The sequence below is a fragment of the Peteryoungia rhizophila genome (assembly GCF_004912145.1).
Classification (GTDB): domain Bacteria; phylum Pseudomonadota; class Alphaproteobacteria; order Rhizobiales; family Rhizobiaceae; genus Allorhizobium; species Allorhizobium rhizophilum.
On sequence record NZ_STGT01000003.1, the window covers coordinates 388,113 to 400,999 of the forward strand.

General features: G+C 59.3%; 24 protein-coding genes. All 24 read right to left on the reverse strand.

Features of this window, described 5'->3' with window-relative positions:
- Positions 1–98: 98 nt before the first annotated feature.
- The 24 genes from rpsM to rpsJ all read right to left on the reverse strand — a co-directional run bounded on the left by rpsM (position 99) and on the right by rpsJ (position 12,764).
- Complete coding sequence (gene rpsM, locus E9677_RS12940; protein WP_006728664.1) at positions 99–467, reverse strand: 30S ribosomal protein S13; 369 nt, start codon at positions 465–467, stop codon at positions 99–101.
- 231 nt (positions 468–698) lie between these two features.
- A complete protein-coding gene (locus E9677_RS12945; RefSeq protein ID WP_136558507.1) occupies positions 699–1,349 on the reverse strand; it encodes an adenylate kinase in 651 nt (216 codons plus the stop codon).
- Positions 1,346–2,686, reverse strand: coding sequence for a preprotein translocase subunit SecY (secY, locus tag E9677_RS12950; RefSeq protein WP_136558508.1), 1,341 nt, complete (start codon positions 2,684–2,686; stop codon positions 1,346–1,348). Before secY ends, E9677_RS12945 begins: the two co-directional genes overlap by 4 nt.
- A gap of 239 nt (positions 2,687–2,925) precedes the next feature.
- Positions 2,926–3,405, reverse strand: a complete 480-nt coding sequence (rplO, locus tag E9677_RS12955) for a 50S ribosomal protein L15 (RefSeq protein ID WP_136558509.1) — start codon at positions 3,403–3,405, stop codon at positions 2,926–2,928.
- Positions 3,406–3,421: 16 nt separating this feature from the next.
- Positions 3,422–3,631 (reverse strand): 50S ribosomal protein L30, encoded by a 210-nt coding sequence (rpmD, locus tag E9677_RS12960; RefSeq protein ID WP_006728669.1) that lies wholly within the window; start codon positions 3,629–3,631, stop codon positions 3,422–3,424.
- Between the two features lie 14 nt (positions 3,632–3,645).
- Complete coding sequence (gene rpsE / locus E9677_RS12965; protein ID WP_136558510.1) at positions 3,646–4,215, reverse strand: 30S ribosomal protein S5; 570 nt, start codon at positions 4,213–4,215, stop codon at positions 3,646–3,648.
- 143 nt (positions 4,216–4,358) lie between these two features.
- The gene (gene rplR / locus E9677_RS12970; RefSeq protein ID WP_112247652.1) at positions 4,359–4,721 is read right to left on the reverse strand and encodes a 50S ribosomal protein L18; all 363 of its coding nucleotides are present in this window, start codon (positions 4,719–4,721) and stop codon (positions 4,359–4,361) included.
- A 12-nt stretch (positions 4,722–4,733) separates the two neighbouring features.
- Positions 4,734–5,267 (reverse strand): 50S ribosomal protein L6, encoded by a 534-nt coding sequence (gene rplF / locus E9677_RS12975; protein ID WP_136558511.1) that lies wholly within the window; start codon positions 5,265–5,267, stop codon positions 4,734–4,736.
- Positions 5,268–5,311: 44 nt separating this feature from the next.
- Positions 5,312–5,710, reverse strand: coding sequence for a 30S ribosomal protein S8 (gene rpsH / locus E9677_RS12980; RefSeq protein ID WP_136558512.1), 399 nt, complete (start codon positions 5,708–5,710; stop codon positions 5,312–5,314).
- A gap of 12 nt (positions 5,711–5,722) precedes the next feature.
- The gene (gene rpsN / locus E9677_RS12985) at positions 5,723–6,028 is read right to left on the reverse strand and encodes a 30S ribosomal protein S14 (protein ID WP_112247648.1); all 306 of its coding nucleotides are present in this window, start codon (positions 6,026–6,028) and stop codon (positions 5,723–5,725) included.
- 33 nt (positions 6,029–6,061) lie between these two features.
- Entirely contained in the window at positions 6,062–6,619 is a 558-nt protein-coding gene (gene rplE, locus E9677_RS12990; protein WP_136558513.1) for a 50S ribosomal protein L5, read from the reverse strand.
- A complete protein-coding gene (gene rplX, locus E9677_RS12995) occupies positions 6,612–6,920 on the reverse strand; it encodes a 50S ribosomal protein L24 (protein WP_076395922.1) in 309 nt (102 codons plus the stop codon). Before rplX ends, rplE begins: the two co-directional genes overlap by 8 nt.
- Positions 6,921–6,933: 13 nt before the next feature.
- A complete protein-coding gene (gene rplN, locus E9677_RS13000) occupies positions 6,934–7,302 on the reverse strand; it encodes a 50S ribosomal protein L14 (protein WP_006728677.1) in 369 nt (122 codons plus the stop codon).
- Positions 7,303–7,531: 229 nt separating this feature from the next.
- Positions 7,532–7,768: a 30S ribosomal protein S17 gene (gene rpsQ / locus E9677_RS13005; protein ID WP_112247641.1), complete on the reverse strand. Its 237-nt coding sequence runs from the start codon at positions 7,766–7,768 to the stop codon at positions 7,532–7,534.
- Positions 7,769–7,780: 12 nt separating this feature from the next.
- On the reverse strand, positions 7,781–7,981 hold the full coding sequence (gene rpmC / locus E9677_RS13010) for a 50S ribosomal protein L29 (RefSeq protein WP_136558514.1): 201 nt from the start codon (positions 7,979–7,981) through the stop codon (positions 7,781–7,783).
- A gap of 11 nt (positions 7,982–7,992) precedes the next feature.
- Positions 7,993–8,406: a 50S ribosomal protein L16 gene (gene rplP / locus E9677_RS13015; RefSeq protein ID WP_006728680.1), complete on the reverse strand. Its 414-nt coding sequence runs from the start codon at positions 8,404–8,406 to the stop codon at positions 7,993–7,995.
- A 39-nt stretch (positions 8,407–8,445) separates the two neighbouring features.
- Positions 8,446–9,180, reverse strand: a complete 735-nt coding sequence (gene rpsC / locus E9677_RS13020) for a 30S ribosomal protein S3 (protein ID WP_136558515.1) — start codon at positions 9,178–9,180, stop codon at positions 8,446–8,448.
- Entirely contained in the window at positions 9,180–9,569 is a 390-nt protein-coding gene (gene rplV, locus E9677_RS13025) for a 50S ribosomal protein L22 (RefSeq protein ID WP_006728682.1), read from the reverse strand. The genes rpsC and rplV overlap by 1 nt, the downstream gene beginning before the upstream one ends.
- Positions 9,570–9,571: 2 nt before the next feature.
- Entirely contained in the window at positions 9,572–9,850 is a 279-nt protein-coding gene (gene rpsS / locus E9677_RS13030; protein WP_102019766.1) for a 30S ribosomal protein S19, read from the reverse strand.
- A 15-nt stretch (positions 9,851–9,865) separates the two neighbouring features.
- Entirely contained in the window at positions 9,866–10,702 is an 837-nt protein-coding gene (gene rplB, locus E9677_RS13035) for a 50S ribosomal protein L2 (protein ID WP_076395918.1), read from the reverse strand.
- A 17-nt stretch (positions 10,703–10,719) separates the two neighbouring features.
- Positions 10,720–11,013: a 50S ribosomal protein L23 gene (locus E9677_RS13040; RefSeq protein WP_006728685.1), complete on the reverse strand. Its 294-nt coding sequence runs from the start codon at positions 11,011–11,013 to the stop codon at positions 10,720–10,722.
- Positions 11,010–11,630, reverse strand: a complete 621-nt coding sequence (gene rplD, locus E9677_RS13045) for a 50S ribosomal protein L4 (RefSeq protein ID WP_136558516.1) — start codon at positions 11,628–11,630, stop codon at positions 11,010–11,012. The genes E9677_RS13040 and rplD overlap by 4 nt, the downstream gene beginning before the upstream one ends.
- A gap of 13 nt (positions 11,631–11,643) precedes the next feature.
- Entirely contained in the window at positions 11,644–12,282 is a 639-nt protein-coding gene (rplC, locus tag E9677_RS13050; RefSeq protein ID WP_136558517.1) for a 50S ribosomal protein L3, read from the reverse strand.
- 173 nt (positions 12,283–12,455) lie between these two features.
- The gene (gene rpsJ / locus E9677_RS13055) at positions 12,456–12,764 is read right to left on the reverse strand and encodes a 30S ribosomal protein S10 (RefSeq protein WP_009109911.1); all 309 of its coding nucleotides are present in this window, start codon (positions 12,762–12,764) and stop codon (positions 12,456–12,458) included.
- Between the last annotated feature and the right edge of the window lie 123 nt (positions 12,765–12,887).

A 12,887-nucleotide genomic window follows, 5' to 3' on the forward strand; every position in this document is an offset into this window, starting at 1 on the left:
TAGTTCCAGCGGCTACACCAATCGAGGCAACAGGATGAAGGCAGTGGGCACCAGGTTACCCTGACGCCCACTGCCCATATTCCGAATGCCGCGAAAAATTACTTCTTCTTACCAGCGATCGCCTTCGCCGGACCCTTGCGGGTGCGGGCGTTGGTGTGCGTGCGCTGACCGCGAACCGGCAGACCACGACGATGGCGCAGGCCACGGTAGCAGCCGAGGTCCATCAAGCGCTTAATGTTCATCGCGGTATCACGACGCAGGTCACCTTCGACCTGGTAATCGCGGTCGATGGTTTCGCGGATCTGGAGCACTTCAGCGTCGGTCAGCTGGTGAACGCGCTTCTCGGCCGGAAGACCGACCTTTTCCATGATTTCCGATGCGAACTTCGGTCCAATCCCGTGAATATAGGTCAGCGCGATAACAACGCGCTTCGCAGTCGGGATGTTGACGCCAGCGATACGTGCCACGCCTATTCTCCTTGCTTCCAGTTGCCATCCGGCAAGTGGTGTCTCGTTACACGGCCCAGATGGACCGCAATTACAAATCGGGTTCACGACAAACCAAAACGATCGAACCCGGTCTCCCAGCGTTTTGGAAGAACGCGCCGATCGCAGTCATCTCGCGAGTTGGCGCGGTCTTTAACGGAATCGATCGACAAAAGCAACCGACCCCGCGAAGATTCTTGGATTTCGCCGGCTTCAGAGCCTGGCGAGAATGGCTTCGATCTCGCCGGTTACGGCATCGATCTCACCCATGCCGTCGACGGAATGCAGCTTACCCTTGGCGTGGTAATAGCCGATCAGCGGCGAGGTTTCCTTGTAGTAGGCCTGCAGGCGGGTGCGGACCGTATCCCGGTTGTCATCGGGACGACGCTTGAAGTGAGTCGAACCGCACTTGTCGCAGACACCTTCGGCCTTCGGCTTCAGGTTCTCGTCGTGATAGCCGGCGCCACAGTTGGCGCAGGTGTAACGACCGGCGATTCGGTCGGCCAGGATCTCGTCATCGACGCGGATCTCGACCACCGCCGACAGGTCGAGCTTCTTGCCTGCAAGCATCGCCTCGGTGGCATCCGCCTGGACCAGGGTCCGCGGGAAACCATCGAGGATGAAGCCATTGGCACAGTCGGGCGCATCGATGCGCTCGGAGACGATGGCGATGACGATATCATCAGAAACGAGCTTGCCGGCGTCCATGACAGCCTTGGCGCGCTTGCCGACCTCCGTGCCGGCCGAAACGGCTGCACGAAGCATGTCACCGGTGGAGAGCTGCGGAATACCGTGCTTCTCCACGATCCGCTGGGCCTGGGTCCCCTTACCCGCGCCCGGCGGTCCTAACAGAATCAGTCTCATCGTCCCCTCTTTCCTCCACGCAACTTCGACTTCTTGATCAGCCCTTCATATTGCTGGGCGATCAGATGTCCCTGAACCTGTGCTACAGTATCAAGGGTCACGCTGACAACAATCAAAAGCGAAGTACCACCAAGGGCTAATGGGATCCCGGTGCGTGCGATGAGGATTTCAGGCAGGACGCAGACGAAGACGAGGTAGACGGCGCCGACCACGGTGATGCGGGTCAGGACGTAGTCGATATATTCCGCGGTGCGGTCACCGGGGCGAATGCCCGGGATGAAGCCGCCATGCTTCTTCAGATTGTCGGCCGTATCCTTCGGGTTGAAGACGATGGCCGTGTAGAAGAAGGCGAAGAAGGCGATCAGGGCCGCGTAGAGCATCATGTAGACCGGATGGCCATGCTGCAGCGCTGCAATGACGGTCGTCGCCCAGCCCGGAAGCTGGCTGTTACCAGCGAAACCTGCAGCCGTTGCCGGCAGAAGCAGCAGCGACGAGGCGAAGATCGCCGGAATGACGCCTGCCGTGTTGAGCTTCAGCGGTAGGTGCGAGGTGTCGCCCTGGAACATGCGGTTGCCAACCTGGCGCTTCGGATACTGGATCAGAAGGCGACGCTGCGCACGCTCGACGAAAACGATGAGGGCGATGACGCCGATCGCGACCACGATGACGGCGAGAATCAGCAGGGTCGAGAGCGCGCCGGTGCGACCGAGCTCGAGGGTGTGCGCGACGGCCGTCGGCAGGCCAGCGGCGATGCCGGCGAAGATGATCAGCGAAATACCGTTGCCGATGCCGCGCGAGGTGATCTGCTCACCGAGCCACATCAGGAACATGGTTCCGCCGAGCAGGGTCAGAACCGTCGAGATCCGGAAGAACCAGCCCGGATCGGCAACGATGCCCTGCCCCGATTCGAGGCCGACCGCGATGCCGTAGGCCTGGAGCGCACCCAGCAGCACTGTGCCGTAGCGTGTGTACTGGTTGATGATCTTGCGACCCTGCTCGCCCTCTTTCTTGAGGTTTTCGAGGGTCGGAACGACCGAGGTCATCAGCTGCACGATGATCGACGCGGAAATATAGGGCATGATGCCCAGCGCGAAGATCGCCATGCGCTCGACGGCGCCACCGGCAAACATGTTGAAAAGTCCGAGGATGCCACCCGACTGCCCCTGGAAGGCGGCGGCATAGGCCTCCGGATTGAGGCCAGGCAGCGGAATATGCGTGCCGAGGCGATAGACCAGCAATGCGGCCAGAGTGAACCACAGACGCTTCTTCAGATCTTCCGCCTTGGCGAAAGTCGAGAAGTTGAGGTTCGAGGCCAGTTGTTCCGCTGCAGAAGCCATAGAATTCTCCGCAAACCCAGACCGGTGGCGGCGTCGCGCCAGAACCGGAGGCTCTTCATTCAAACTGCTTTTCAGAAAACAGGGGGCGGGAGAAGTTGCAGAGCAACCGCATGCCTCACACCATTGCTTTCCAGATGACCCGGAAGACGAAACAACGTCCATTCCGTCCTGGGATCGTGAGGCTCACATATGGGAGCAAAATCGCCCGGTGTGAAGCACCCCGGGCGATTGTCTTTCACTTATTCAGCGGCTTCCTTGGCTGCTTCGAGCAGCTTGATGGAAGCGCCGGCCTTTTCGATCTTCTCGACGGCGGCCTTGGAGGCGCCGGCGACTTCGATCGAAACCTTTGCCTTCAGCTCACCACCGGACAGGACGCGAACGCCGTCCTTGGTGCGACGGATGACGCCTGCTGCCTTGAGCGATGCAGCATCAACCGTTGCCTTTGCGTCGAGCTTGCCGGCATCAATCGCGGTCTGGATACGGCCGAGCGATACGGTCACGTATTCTGAGGCGAAGATGTTGTTGAAGCCGCGCTTCGGCAGGCGACGGTAGATCGGCATCTGACCGCCTTCGAAGCCGTTGATGGCGACGCCGGAACGAGCCTTCTGACCCTTAACGCCGCGACCACCGGTCTTGCCCTTGCCGGAACCGATACCGCGACCGACGCGGATACGTTCCTTGGAAGAGCCTTCGTTGTCTTTGATTTCATTCAGTTTCATGATGACTTCCCCCGTCTCACTTCTCGTCGACGACGCGAACGAGATGCTGGACAGCACGGATCATGCCACGAACGGAAGGCGTATCTTCCAGGGTGCGGACCCGGTGCATCTTGTTGAGGCCCAAACCAACCAGCGTTGCGCGCTGGACAGCCGGACGGCGAATAGGCGAACCGATCTGTTCGACCGTGATCGTCTTTGCTTCAGTCTTCTTCGTAGCCTTGGCCATGGATCAGACTCCTCTTATTCTTCAGCTGCGTTGCCGGAGGCAGCGCGGCGAGCCTGGAGCGTGGCATACTTGAGACCACGCTGAGCTGCCACATCCTTCGGGTGCACCTGAGCCTTCAGGGCGTCAAACGTTGCACGAACCATGTTGTAAGGGTTCGACGAACCGGTCGACTTGGCGACGACGTCCGACATGCCGAGCGTTTCGAAAACGGCGCGCATCGGACCACCGGCGATGATGCCGGTACCAGCCTTGGCGGCACGCAGCAGAACCTTGCCGGCGCCATGACGACCGTTGACGTCGTGGTGCAGGGTACGGCCGTCACGCAGGGGAACGAAGATCAGTTCGCGCTTGGCGGCTTCGGTTGCCTTGCGGATGGCTTCCGGCACTTCACGTGCCTTGCCATGGCCGAAGCCAACGCGGCCCTTCTGGTCGCCAACGACGACGAGGGCTGCGAAGCCGAAGCGACGGCCGCCCTTAACTACCTTGGCGACGCGGTTGATGGCGACCAGCTTGTCGACAAATTCGCTATCGCGCTCTTCACGGTTCTGGCGATCATCGCGCGAACCACGCTTTTCTTGTGCCATTGTCCTTTTCCTTTTTCTTTTCCGGGTGCAATCGGCAGATTACGCAAAGTTCCACCCTGCCCTGTGGGGTCAAGGTGGAATCCGGTGTGACCGGCTTAAAGCCGGAAATCCACCCGGACACAAGTCCGGGTGGAAATTTCTGATCAGAAGGTCAGGCCACCTTCACGAGCCGCTTCGGCGAGAGCCTTGATGCGGCCGTGATAGATGAAGGCGCCACGGTCGAAGACCACTTCCTTCACGCCGGCCTTGCTGGCCCGCTCGGCGACCAGTTTGCCAACGGCAGCAGCTGCTGCGATGTCGGCGCCGGTCTTGAGCTCGGCCTTCAGGCCACCATCGAGGGTCGAAGCAGCCGCGAGGGTCTTGCCAGCGACGTCGTCGATGATCTGAGCGTAGATGTTCTTCGAAGAGCGATGTACCGACAGACGCGGACGGCCGTTTGCCACCGCCTTGATCTGACGCCGTACGCGGTTCGCACGGCGAACAAGTGCTTCTTTTCTGCTTGCCATTTCGCGCGATCCTTACTTCTTCTTGCCTTCTTTGCGGACGATCCGCTCTTCGGCATACTTGACGCCCTTGCCCTTGTAGGGCTCCGGACCGCGGTATTCGCGGATCTCGGCGGCAACCTGGCCGACCTGCTGCTTGTTGATGCCGGACACGATGATTTCGGTCGGCTTCGGAACAGCGATGGAAATGCCGACCGGGGGCTCGTAGACGACGTCATGGCTGAAGCCGAGCGCGAGCTGCAGGTTCTTGCCCTGAAGCGACGCACGGTAACCAACGCCGTTGATTTCGAGCTTGCGCTCGTAACCGTCCTTCACACCCTTCAGGATGTTTTCGACCATGGTGCGGGACATGCCCCACTTGGCGCGAGCATCCTTGGAGTCGTTGATCGGCTGTACGACAACGGCGTTGTCTTCGAGCTTCACGGAGATTTCGTCATTCGCGACGAAGAAAAGTTCACCCTTCGGGCCCTTGACGGAGACCTTCTGGCCTTCGACAGAGGCGGTCACACCAGCCGGAACCGGAACGGGCTTCTTACCGATACGAGACATAGTTTTTATCCTGTCTGTTCGCTATGGAGATCCGCTGCGCTGTCTTAGAAGACAGAGCAGAGAACCTCACCACCAACGTTCTGTTCGCGAGCCTGGTGATCGGCCATCACACCCTTCGGAGTCGAAAGGATGGTGATGCCGAGGCCGTTCGCGACCTGCGGGATGGACTTAACCGAGACATAAACTCGGCGGCCCGGCTTGGATACGCGGCCGATCTCGCGAATGACCGAAGAACCTTCGTAGTACTTCAGTTCGATCGTGATTTCGGACTTGCCATTGCCGTAATCGGTCTGGCTGTAGCCACGGATGTAACCTTCGGCCTGCAGAACGTCGAGAACGCGGGCACGGAGATTGGAAGCCGGAGTGGAGACGGAGCTCTTGCGGCGAGCGGCGCCATTCCGGATACGGGTGAGCATATCGCCCAACGGATCAGTCATCGTCATATTGCCGTCTCCTTACCAGCTCGACTTCACAACGCCCGGCACCTTGCCGGTGTTGCCAAGCTCGCGAAGCGCGATACGCGACATTCCAAGCTTGCGATAGAACGCACGCGGACGACCAGTGACTTCGCAACGGTTGCGAATACGGGTCTTGGAGCCATCGCGCGGCAATTCTGCCAGCTTCAGGGTGGCCTTGAACCGCTCTTCAATCGAAAGAGACTGGTTCATGATGATCGCCTTCAGACCGGCACGCTTGGCGGCCTGGCTTGCAACGATCTTGCGGCGGCGCTTGTTCTTTTCAACTGCGCTTGTCTTCGCCATATGGAAGTTCCTCTTCTACGCTCGTCGTTACGGTTATGTACGGAACGGGAAGTTGAACTCTTTCAAAAGAGCCCGCGCTTCGTCGTCCGTCGGCGCCGTCGTGCAAACGATGATGTCCATGCCCCACATCTGATCAACCTTGTCGTAGTTGATCTCAGGGAACACAATGTGCTCCTTGATGCCCATGGCAAAGTTGCCACGGCCGTCAAAGCTCTTCGGGTTCAGGCCCCGGAAGTCGCGAACGCGCGGAAGCGCGATGTTGATCAGGCGGTCCATGAATTCATACATGCGGGCGCCACGAAGAGTGACCTTCGCACCGATCGGCATGAATTCGCGAACCTTGAAGCCCGCGATCGAGTTGCGCGCCTTGGTGATGACCGGCTTCTGGCCAGCAATCGCTGCCAGGTCCGCAGCAGCCACGGTGGGCTTCTTCGAATCGGCAGTGGCTTCGCCAACACCCATGTTGATGACGATCTTGTCCAGCTTGGGGATCATCATGCCGTTGGTGTAGGAGAACTGCTCCTGCATCGCTGCGCGAATGCGAGAAACGTATTCAGCCTTGAGCCGCGGCTCGTACTTGGATTCAGCCATCGATCACATCCCCCGAACGCTTGGCTACACGCACCTTCTTGCCGTCGACGACGGAAAAACCAACGCGGGTCGGCTTGCCGTCCTTGCCGACGATGGCAATGTTGGACAGGTGAATGGAGGCTTCCTTGTTGATGATGCCGGCTTCCTGCGTCTGAGACTGACGCTGGTGGCGCTTCACCATGTTGATACCACGCACGAGTGCGCGATCTTCTTTCGGCATTACCTGCAGAACTTCGCCAGTGCGGCCCTTGTCCTTGCCGGCGAGTACGACAACGCTGTCGCCTTTGCGGATCTTGTTCATCGCTTCCCGCTCCTTACAGTACTTCTGGAGCCAGCGAGATGATCTTCATGTGGTTCTTGGCGCGAAGTTCGCGCGGAACCGGTCCGAAGATACGGGTGCCGATCGGCTCTTTCTTGTTGTCGATAAGAACAGCTGCGTTGTTATCGAATCGAATAACGCTGCCGTCGGCGCGACGGATGTCCTTGGCGGTGCGCACGACAACCGCCTTCATCACGTCACCCTTCTTCACGCGGCCGCGCGGGATAGCTTCCTTGATCGAAACGACGATGATGTCGCCGATGGAAGCGTACTTGCGCTTGGAACCGCCCAGCACCTTGATGCACATGACACGACGTGCGCCGGAATTATCCGCGACGTCGAGGTTAGTCTGCATCTGAATCATGTCAGGTCGCCTTCTTGTTGTAACCCGAACGGTTGGGCCGAGGCCCCCTATTCAGGCTTATGATAAATTTCAATTGTGCGCGGGAAGACAAATACAGGGTGGTTTCCCATATGGGACCTTCCGTGCGCTCAAAGCAAAAGAACGCCCGATTCCGAGCGTTCTCTGCCAGTGGCCTGCTTCATACAGATTTCTGCGCAAGGTGCAAGCCCTTGCGCAGCAAGTCCGTAAATTAAGCCTGGGCGGCAATCACCGTCCAGCACTTGTCCTTGGAGATCGGGGCGCATTCCTGGATGGAAACGACGTCACCGGTCTTGAACTGATTGTTCTCGTCATGAGCCTTGTACTTCTTGGACCGGCGAACGGTCTTCTGAAGCAACGGGTGGGCAAATCGACGCTCAACGCGAACGACGATGGTCTTGTCGTTCTTATCGCTGACAACTACGCCCTGCAGAATGCGTTTCGGCATATTTCTCGGTCCTTAGGCCTTGGCTTCTGCCGCCTTCTGGCGGGCAATGGTTTTCACGCGTGCGATGTCACGACGGACTTCCTGGATACGGGAAGACTTCTCGAGCTGGCCAGTGGCCTTCTGGAAGCGCAGGTTGAACTGCTCCTTCTTCAGCTTCGCGAGCTCGTCGTTCAGCTGGTCAGCGCTCATGGCGCGTACGTCTGTGGCTTTCATCGACTTGATCCTCACTCTGCAATGCGCTGTACGAAGCGCGTCGTGACAGAGAGCTTGGCAGAACCGAGGCGAAGTGCCTCGCGCGCGATCTCTTCCGAAACGCCGTCGATCTCGAACATGATACGGCCGGGCTTGACCTTGCATGCCCAGTATTCGACCGAACCCTTACCCTTACCCATACGAACTTCGGTCGGCTTGGCCGTGACCGGAACGTCAGGGAATACGCGGATCCACACGCGACCAGCACGCTTCATATAGCGGGTGATCGCACGACGGGCGGCTTCAATTTCGCGAGCGTTCACACGGTTCGGTTCCAGAGCCTTCAGGCCGAATTCACCGAATGCCAGATCAAAACCGCCCTTGGCGACGCCCTTGATGCGGCCCTTGAATTGCTTGCGGTACTTTGTACGCTTTGGCTGCAACATTTTCTTACTTCTCCGAGCTTATCTTTCGCCAGCGTTCAATCAAGCGTTCTCGCGGCGACGGTCGCCACGATCACCGCGGTCACCCCGGCTTGCCGGGCCCTGGGCATCGCCCTCGAGCTGACGACGTTCAGACGCCATCGGATCATGCTCAAGGATTTCGCCCTTGAAGATCCAAACCTTGACGCCACAAATGCCGTAGGCAGTTGCCGCTTCGGACGTGCCGTAGTCGATGTCGGCACGCAGGGTGTGGAGCGGAACGCGACCTTCACGGTACCATTCGGTACGCGCGATTTCGGCACCACCGAGACGGCCGGCGCAAGTGATCTTGATGCCTTCGGCACCCAGACGCATGGCCGACTGAACGGCGCGCTTCATGGCGCGACGGAATGCGATACGACGCTCGAGCTGCTGGGTGATCGACTGAGCAACCAGCGTTGCGTCGACTTCCGGCTTGCGCACTTCAACGATGTTGAGGTGCGTTTCCGAGTTCGTCATCGTCGAGATCTTCTTGCGAAGCTTCTCGATGTCTGCACCCTTCTTGCCGATGATCAGACCCGGACGAGCCGAGTGGATCGTGACGCGGCACTTCTTGTGCGGACGCTCGATGACGACCTTGGCGATGCCGGCCTGCTTCAGCTCGCTCATCAGGTAGGCGCGGATCTTCAGGTCTTCGTGCAGAAGCTTGCCGTATTCGGCATTGTCTGCAAACCAGCGGCTATCCCAGGTGCGGTTGATACCGAGGCGGAAGCCGATCGGATTGATTTTCTGACCCATTATGCGGCCTCCCCTTTGGCTTCGACTTCACGCACCACGATGGTCAGGTGCGAGAACGGCTTTTCGATGCGCGATGCGCGGCCGCGGCCACGAGCGTGGAAACGCTTCATGGTGATCGACTTGCCAACATAGGCCTCGGCGACGACCAGCTGGTCGACGTCGAGATCATGGTTGTTTTCGGCGTTGGCGATCGCAGACTCGAGAGTCTTGCGAACGGTGCCGGCGATACGCTTGCGGGAGAATTCCAGCTCAGCGAGAGCGCGCTCGACCTTCTTGCCGCGGATGAGCGCGGCAACCAGGTTGAGCTTCTGGGGGCTGACGCGGATCGTGCGGGCGACTGCCTGCGCTTCGTTGTCCTTGAGCCGGCGTTCGGTTTTAGCCTTGCCCATCGTTACTTCCTCTTCGCCTTCTTGTCCGCACCGTGACCGTAATAGGTCCGGGTGGGAGCGAATTCACCGAACTTGTGGCCGACCATGTCTTCGTTGACAGAGACGGGCACATGCTTGCTGCCGTTGTAGACGCCGAAGGTGAGACCTACGAACTGCGGCAGGATGGTGGAGCGACGGCTCCACATCTTGATCACTTCATTGCGGCCGGTCTCGCGAACCTTCTCAGCCTTCTTGAGAAGATAGCCGTCGACGAACGGGCCTTTCCATACTGAACGAGCCATTTCTGACTACCTCTCTTACTTCTTCTTCAGGTGGCGCGAACGCATGATGAACTTGTCGGTCGACTTGTTCGAGCGAGTCCGCTTGCCCTTGGTCGGCTTGCCCCACGGGGAAACCGGGTGGCGACCACCGGACGTACGGCCTTCACCACCACCGTGCGGGTGGTCGACCGGGTTCATGACGACACCGCGGTTATGCGGGGTCTTGCCGCGCCAACGGGTACGACCGGCCTTGCCGTCGTTGGTGTTGCCGTGGTCCGGGTTGGAGACCGCGCCGATCGTGGCCAGGCACGAGCCCGGGACGAGACGCTGTTCGCCAGAGTTCAGGCGCAGGATCGCCATACCGGCATCGCGGCCGACGAGCTGGACATAGGTACCAGCCGAACGTGCGATCTGACCGCCCTTGCCGGGCTTCATTTCGACGTTGTGAACGATCGAACCGACCGGGATGTACTGCAGCGGCATGGTGTTGCCGGGCTTTACGTCAACGGCCTTTTCAGACGCGATGACCTTGTCGCCGGCAGCGATGCGCTGCGGTGCCAGGATGTAGGCCTGCTCGCCATCAGCATAGTTGATGAGTGCGATAAAGGCCGAACGGTTCGGGTCATATTCCAGGCGCTCGACGGTGCCTTCGACGTCGAACTTGCGACGCTTGAAGTCAACCAGACGATAGGTGCGCTTGTGACCACCACCGATGAAGCGAGCGGTGATGCGGCCGTAGTTGTTACGGCCACCGCTCTTCGAGAGACCTTCCGTCAGCGCCTTGACCGGCTTGCCCTTCCAGAGGCCCGAACGGTCGACGATGACCAGCTGACGCTGGCTCGGGGTCGTCGGATTGTAGCTTTTCAATGCCATTGTTCTTGTTCCCTACCTCAGACGCCCGTCGACACGTCGATGGACTGACCTTCGGCAAGCGTCACGACGGCCTTCTTGACGTCCTTCTGCTTACCGGCGAAGCCGCGGAAACGCTTGGTCTTGCCCTTGCGGACGAGCGTATTGACGGCGGTGACCTTGACGCCGAAGAGAGCTTCGACAGCAGCCTTGATTTCCGGCTTGCTGGCACCCTTGGCGACGTTGAAGACGACCTGGTTGAACTCAGACACCATGGTCGACTTTTCCGTGATCGACGGAGATACGATCACGTCGTAGTGGCGAAGATCCGTCATTTGAACCGCTCCTCCAGAGCTTCCACAGCAGCCTTCGACAGGACGAGCTTGCCGCGGCGCAGGATGTCATAAACGTTGATGCCCTGAACCGGCAGAACATCGATATTCGGGATGTTCGAAGCGGCGAGCTTGAAGTTGCTGTCGATTTCGGCACCGCCGATGACGAGAGCGTTGGTCAGGCCGAGCGAGGCGAAGGTACCGACGAGCAGCTTGGTCTTGGCTTCAGCCGCAACCAGGTTGTCGACGATGATCACGTCTTCCGACTTGAACTTGGCAGACAGGGCGTGGCGCAGAGCGAGCGCACGAACCTTCTTCGGCAGATCATGGGCGTGGCTGCGAACAACCGGGCCATGAGCCTTACCACCGCCGCGGAACTGCGGAGCGCGGGCCGAATGGTGACGAGCACGACCGGTGCCCTTCTGCTTGTACATCTTGGAGCCGGTGCGGGAAACTTCCGAACGGCCCTTGGTCTTGTGCGTGCCCTGGCGCTTCTTGGCCAGCTGGTAGCGGATCATGCGCGCGATCAGATCTTCGCGGGGATCCAGGCCGAAGATTTCGTCCGACAGGGTAAGCTTGCCGGCGTCTTTGCCCTCGAGGGTCTTGACGTTAAATTCCATGTCCTTGGCTCCCTTACTTCGCCGACTTGACGGCGTCGCGGACGATGATCCAGGAACCCTTGGAACCGGGAACGGCGCCCTTCACAAGGATGAGACCACGATCTTCATCGGTCGAAACGACTTCGAGATTCTGGGTGGTGACGCGCGTCTGGCCCATGTGACCAGCCATGCGCTTGCCCTTCCAGACCTTGCCTGGATCCTGGTTCGAACCGGTCGAACCATGCGAGCGGTGCGAAACGGAAACACCGTGGGTAGCGCGGAGACCGCCGAAGTTGTGGCGCTTCATAGCACCAGCAAAACCCTTACCGATCGTCGTGCCCGTGACGTCGACCAGCTGGCCGGCTTCAAAATGGCTCGCGGTCAGCTGTGCGCCGACATCGATGAGGTTGTCTTCGGAAACGCGGAATTCGACGAGCTTGGCCTTGGGCTCAACGCTCGCAGCGGCGAAGTGACCACGAAGGCCCTTCGTCGTGTTCTTTACCTTCGACGTACCGGCACCGAGCTGAAGCGCGACGTAGCCGTTCTTGTCGGTCGTACGCTGAGCTACGACCTGTACGTTATCCAGACGCAGAACTGTTACCGGGATATGTTCGCCGGCGTCGTTATAGACGCGGGTCATTCCCACTTTCTGTGCAATCACACCTGAACGCATTGGTTCATTCCTCTTGAGAGTCGCGGACGGGATCTCGCGATCCTGACCTTTCCTCTTTGTTTAAGGATTCCACTCAGGCCCTTCCGAACCATCGGGTTTCCCGTTTCGAGAAGTCGTTGGCAGGTCTTGCCACGTACCTTCCTTGTTATTACGGCTCTCGCCGGAATTCCTTCTTAGAGCTTGATCTCGACGTCCACGCCGGCAGCCAGGTCGAGCTTCATCAGCGCGTCCACGGTCTGCGGGGTCGGGTCTACGATGTCGAGCAGGCGCTTATGCGTGCGCATTTCGAACTGTTCGCGGCTCTTCTTGTCGACGTGAGGCGAACGGTTGACGGTAAATTTTTCAATGCGCGTCGGGAGCGGTACCGGGCCGCGAACGCTTGCACCGGTGCGCTTCGCCGTCTGCACGATCTCGCGCGTGGAGGCATCGAGAACCCGGTGATCAAACGCCTTGAGGCGGATGCGGATATTCTGGCCGTTCATTCGACTTGTCCTTGTTTCTTTTCTTGCGTCCCGCATACGCAGAGACAGTGAATTACCATGACTGGCCGGCCCCAAATTTTCAAAAATCACAGCAACACCGCGGGGTGCCCCTGTCACTCTTTC

Excerpts from the sequence above, each read along its gene's own strand:
- rpsE (WP_136558510.1), bottom strand. The coding sequence starts at position 4,215 with ATGGCACAAGAAAAGCGTGGTTCGCGCGATGATCGCCAGAACCGTGAA.
- rplF (WP_136558511.1), bottom strand. The coding sequence starts at position 5,267 with ATGTCTCGTATCGGTAAGAAGCCCGTTCCGGTTCCGGCTGGTGTGACC.
- rplD (WP_136558516.1), bottom strand. The coding sequence starts at position 11,630 with ATGGAATTTAACGTCAAGACCCTCGAGGGCAAAGACGCCGGCAAGCTT.
- rplC (WP_136558517.1), bottom strand. The coding sequence starts at position 12,282 with ATGCGTTCAGGTGTGATTGCACAGAAAGTGGGAATGACCCGCGTCTAT.
- rpmD (WP_006728669.1), bottom strand. The coding sequence starts at position 3,631 with ATGGCCAAGGCTACGAAGAAGACTGAAGCAAAGACGATCACGGTCGAA.
- secY (WP_136558508.1), bottom strand. The coding sequence starts at position 2,686 with ATGGCTTCTGCAGCGGAACAACTGGCCTCGAACCTCAACTTCTCGACT.
- rplB (WP_076395918.1), bottom strand. The coding sequence starts at position 10,702 with ATGGCATTGAAAAGCTACAATCCGACGACCCCGAGCCAGCGTCAGCTG.
- rpmC (WP_136558514.1), bottom strand. The coding sequence starts at position 7,981 with ATGAAAGCCACAGACGTACGCGCCATGAGCGCTGACCAGCTGAACGAC.
- rplP (WP_006728680.1), bottom strand. The coding sequence starts at position 8,406 with ATGTTGCAGCCAAAGCGTACAAAGTACCGCAAGCAATTCAAGGGCCGC.
- rpsH (WP_136558512.1), bottom strand. The coding sequence starts at position 5,710 with ATGACGATGACTGATCCGTTGGGCGATATGCTCACCCGTATCCGGAAT.
- rpsC (WP_136558515.1), bottom strand. The coding sequence starts at position 9,180 with ATGGGTCAGAAAATCAATCCGATCGGCTTCCGCCTCGGTATCAACCGC.
- E9677_RS12945 (WP_136558507.1), bottom strand. The coding sequence starts at position 1,349 with ATGAGACTGATTCTGTTAGGACCGCCGGGCGCGGGTAAGGGGACCCAG.
- rplE (WP_136558513.1), bottom strand. The coding sequence starts at position 6,619 with ATGGCTGAATCCAAGTACGAGCCGCGGCTCAAGGCTGAATACGTTTCT.
- rplV (WP_006728682.1), bottom strand. The coding sequence starts at position 9,569 with ATGGGCAAGGCTAAAACCGAACGCCGGCTCAAGGACAACGAAGCGCAG.
- rpsJ (WP_009109911.1), bottom strand. The coding sequence starts at position 12,764 with ATGAACGGCCAGAATATCCGCATCCGCCTCAAGGCGTTTGATCACCGG.
- rplN (WP_006728677.1), bottom strand. The coding sequence starts at position 7,302 with ATGATTCAGATGCAGACTAACCTCGACGTCGCGGATAATTCCGGCGCA.
- rplR (WP_112247652.1), bottom strand. The coding sequence starts at position 4,721 with ATGGCAAGCAGAAAAGAAGCACTTGTTCGCCGTGCGAACCGCGTACGG.
- E9677_RS13040 (WP_006728685.1), bottom strand. The coding sequence starts at position 11,013 with ATGACGGATCTTCGCCACTACGACGTGATCGTATCTCCGTCGATCACG.
- rplX (WP_076395922.1), bottom strand. The coding sequence starts at position 6,920 with ATGAACAAGATCCGCAAAGGCGACAGCGTTGTCGTACTCGCCGGCAAG.
- rpsN (WP_112247648.1), bottom strand. The coding sequence starts at position 6,028 with ATGGCGAAGACAAGCGCAGTTGAAAAGAACAAGCGCCGCCGCAAGATC.
- rpsQ (WP_112247641.1), bottom strand. The coding sequence starts at position 7,768 with ATGCCGAAACGCATTCTGCAGGGCGTAGTTGTCAGCGATAAGAACGAC.
- rpsS (WP_102019766.1), bottom strand. The coding sequence starts at position 9,850 with ATGGCTCGTTCAGTATGGAAAGGCCCGTTCGTCGACGGCTATCTTCTC.
- rplO (WP_136558509.1), bottom strand. The coding sequence starts at position 3,405 with ATGAAACTGAATGAAATCAAAGACAACGAAGGCTCTTCCAAGGAACGT.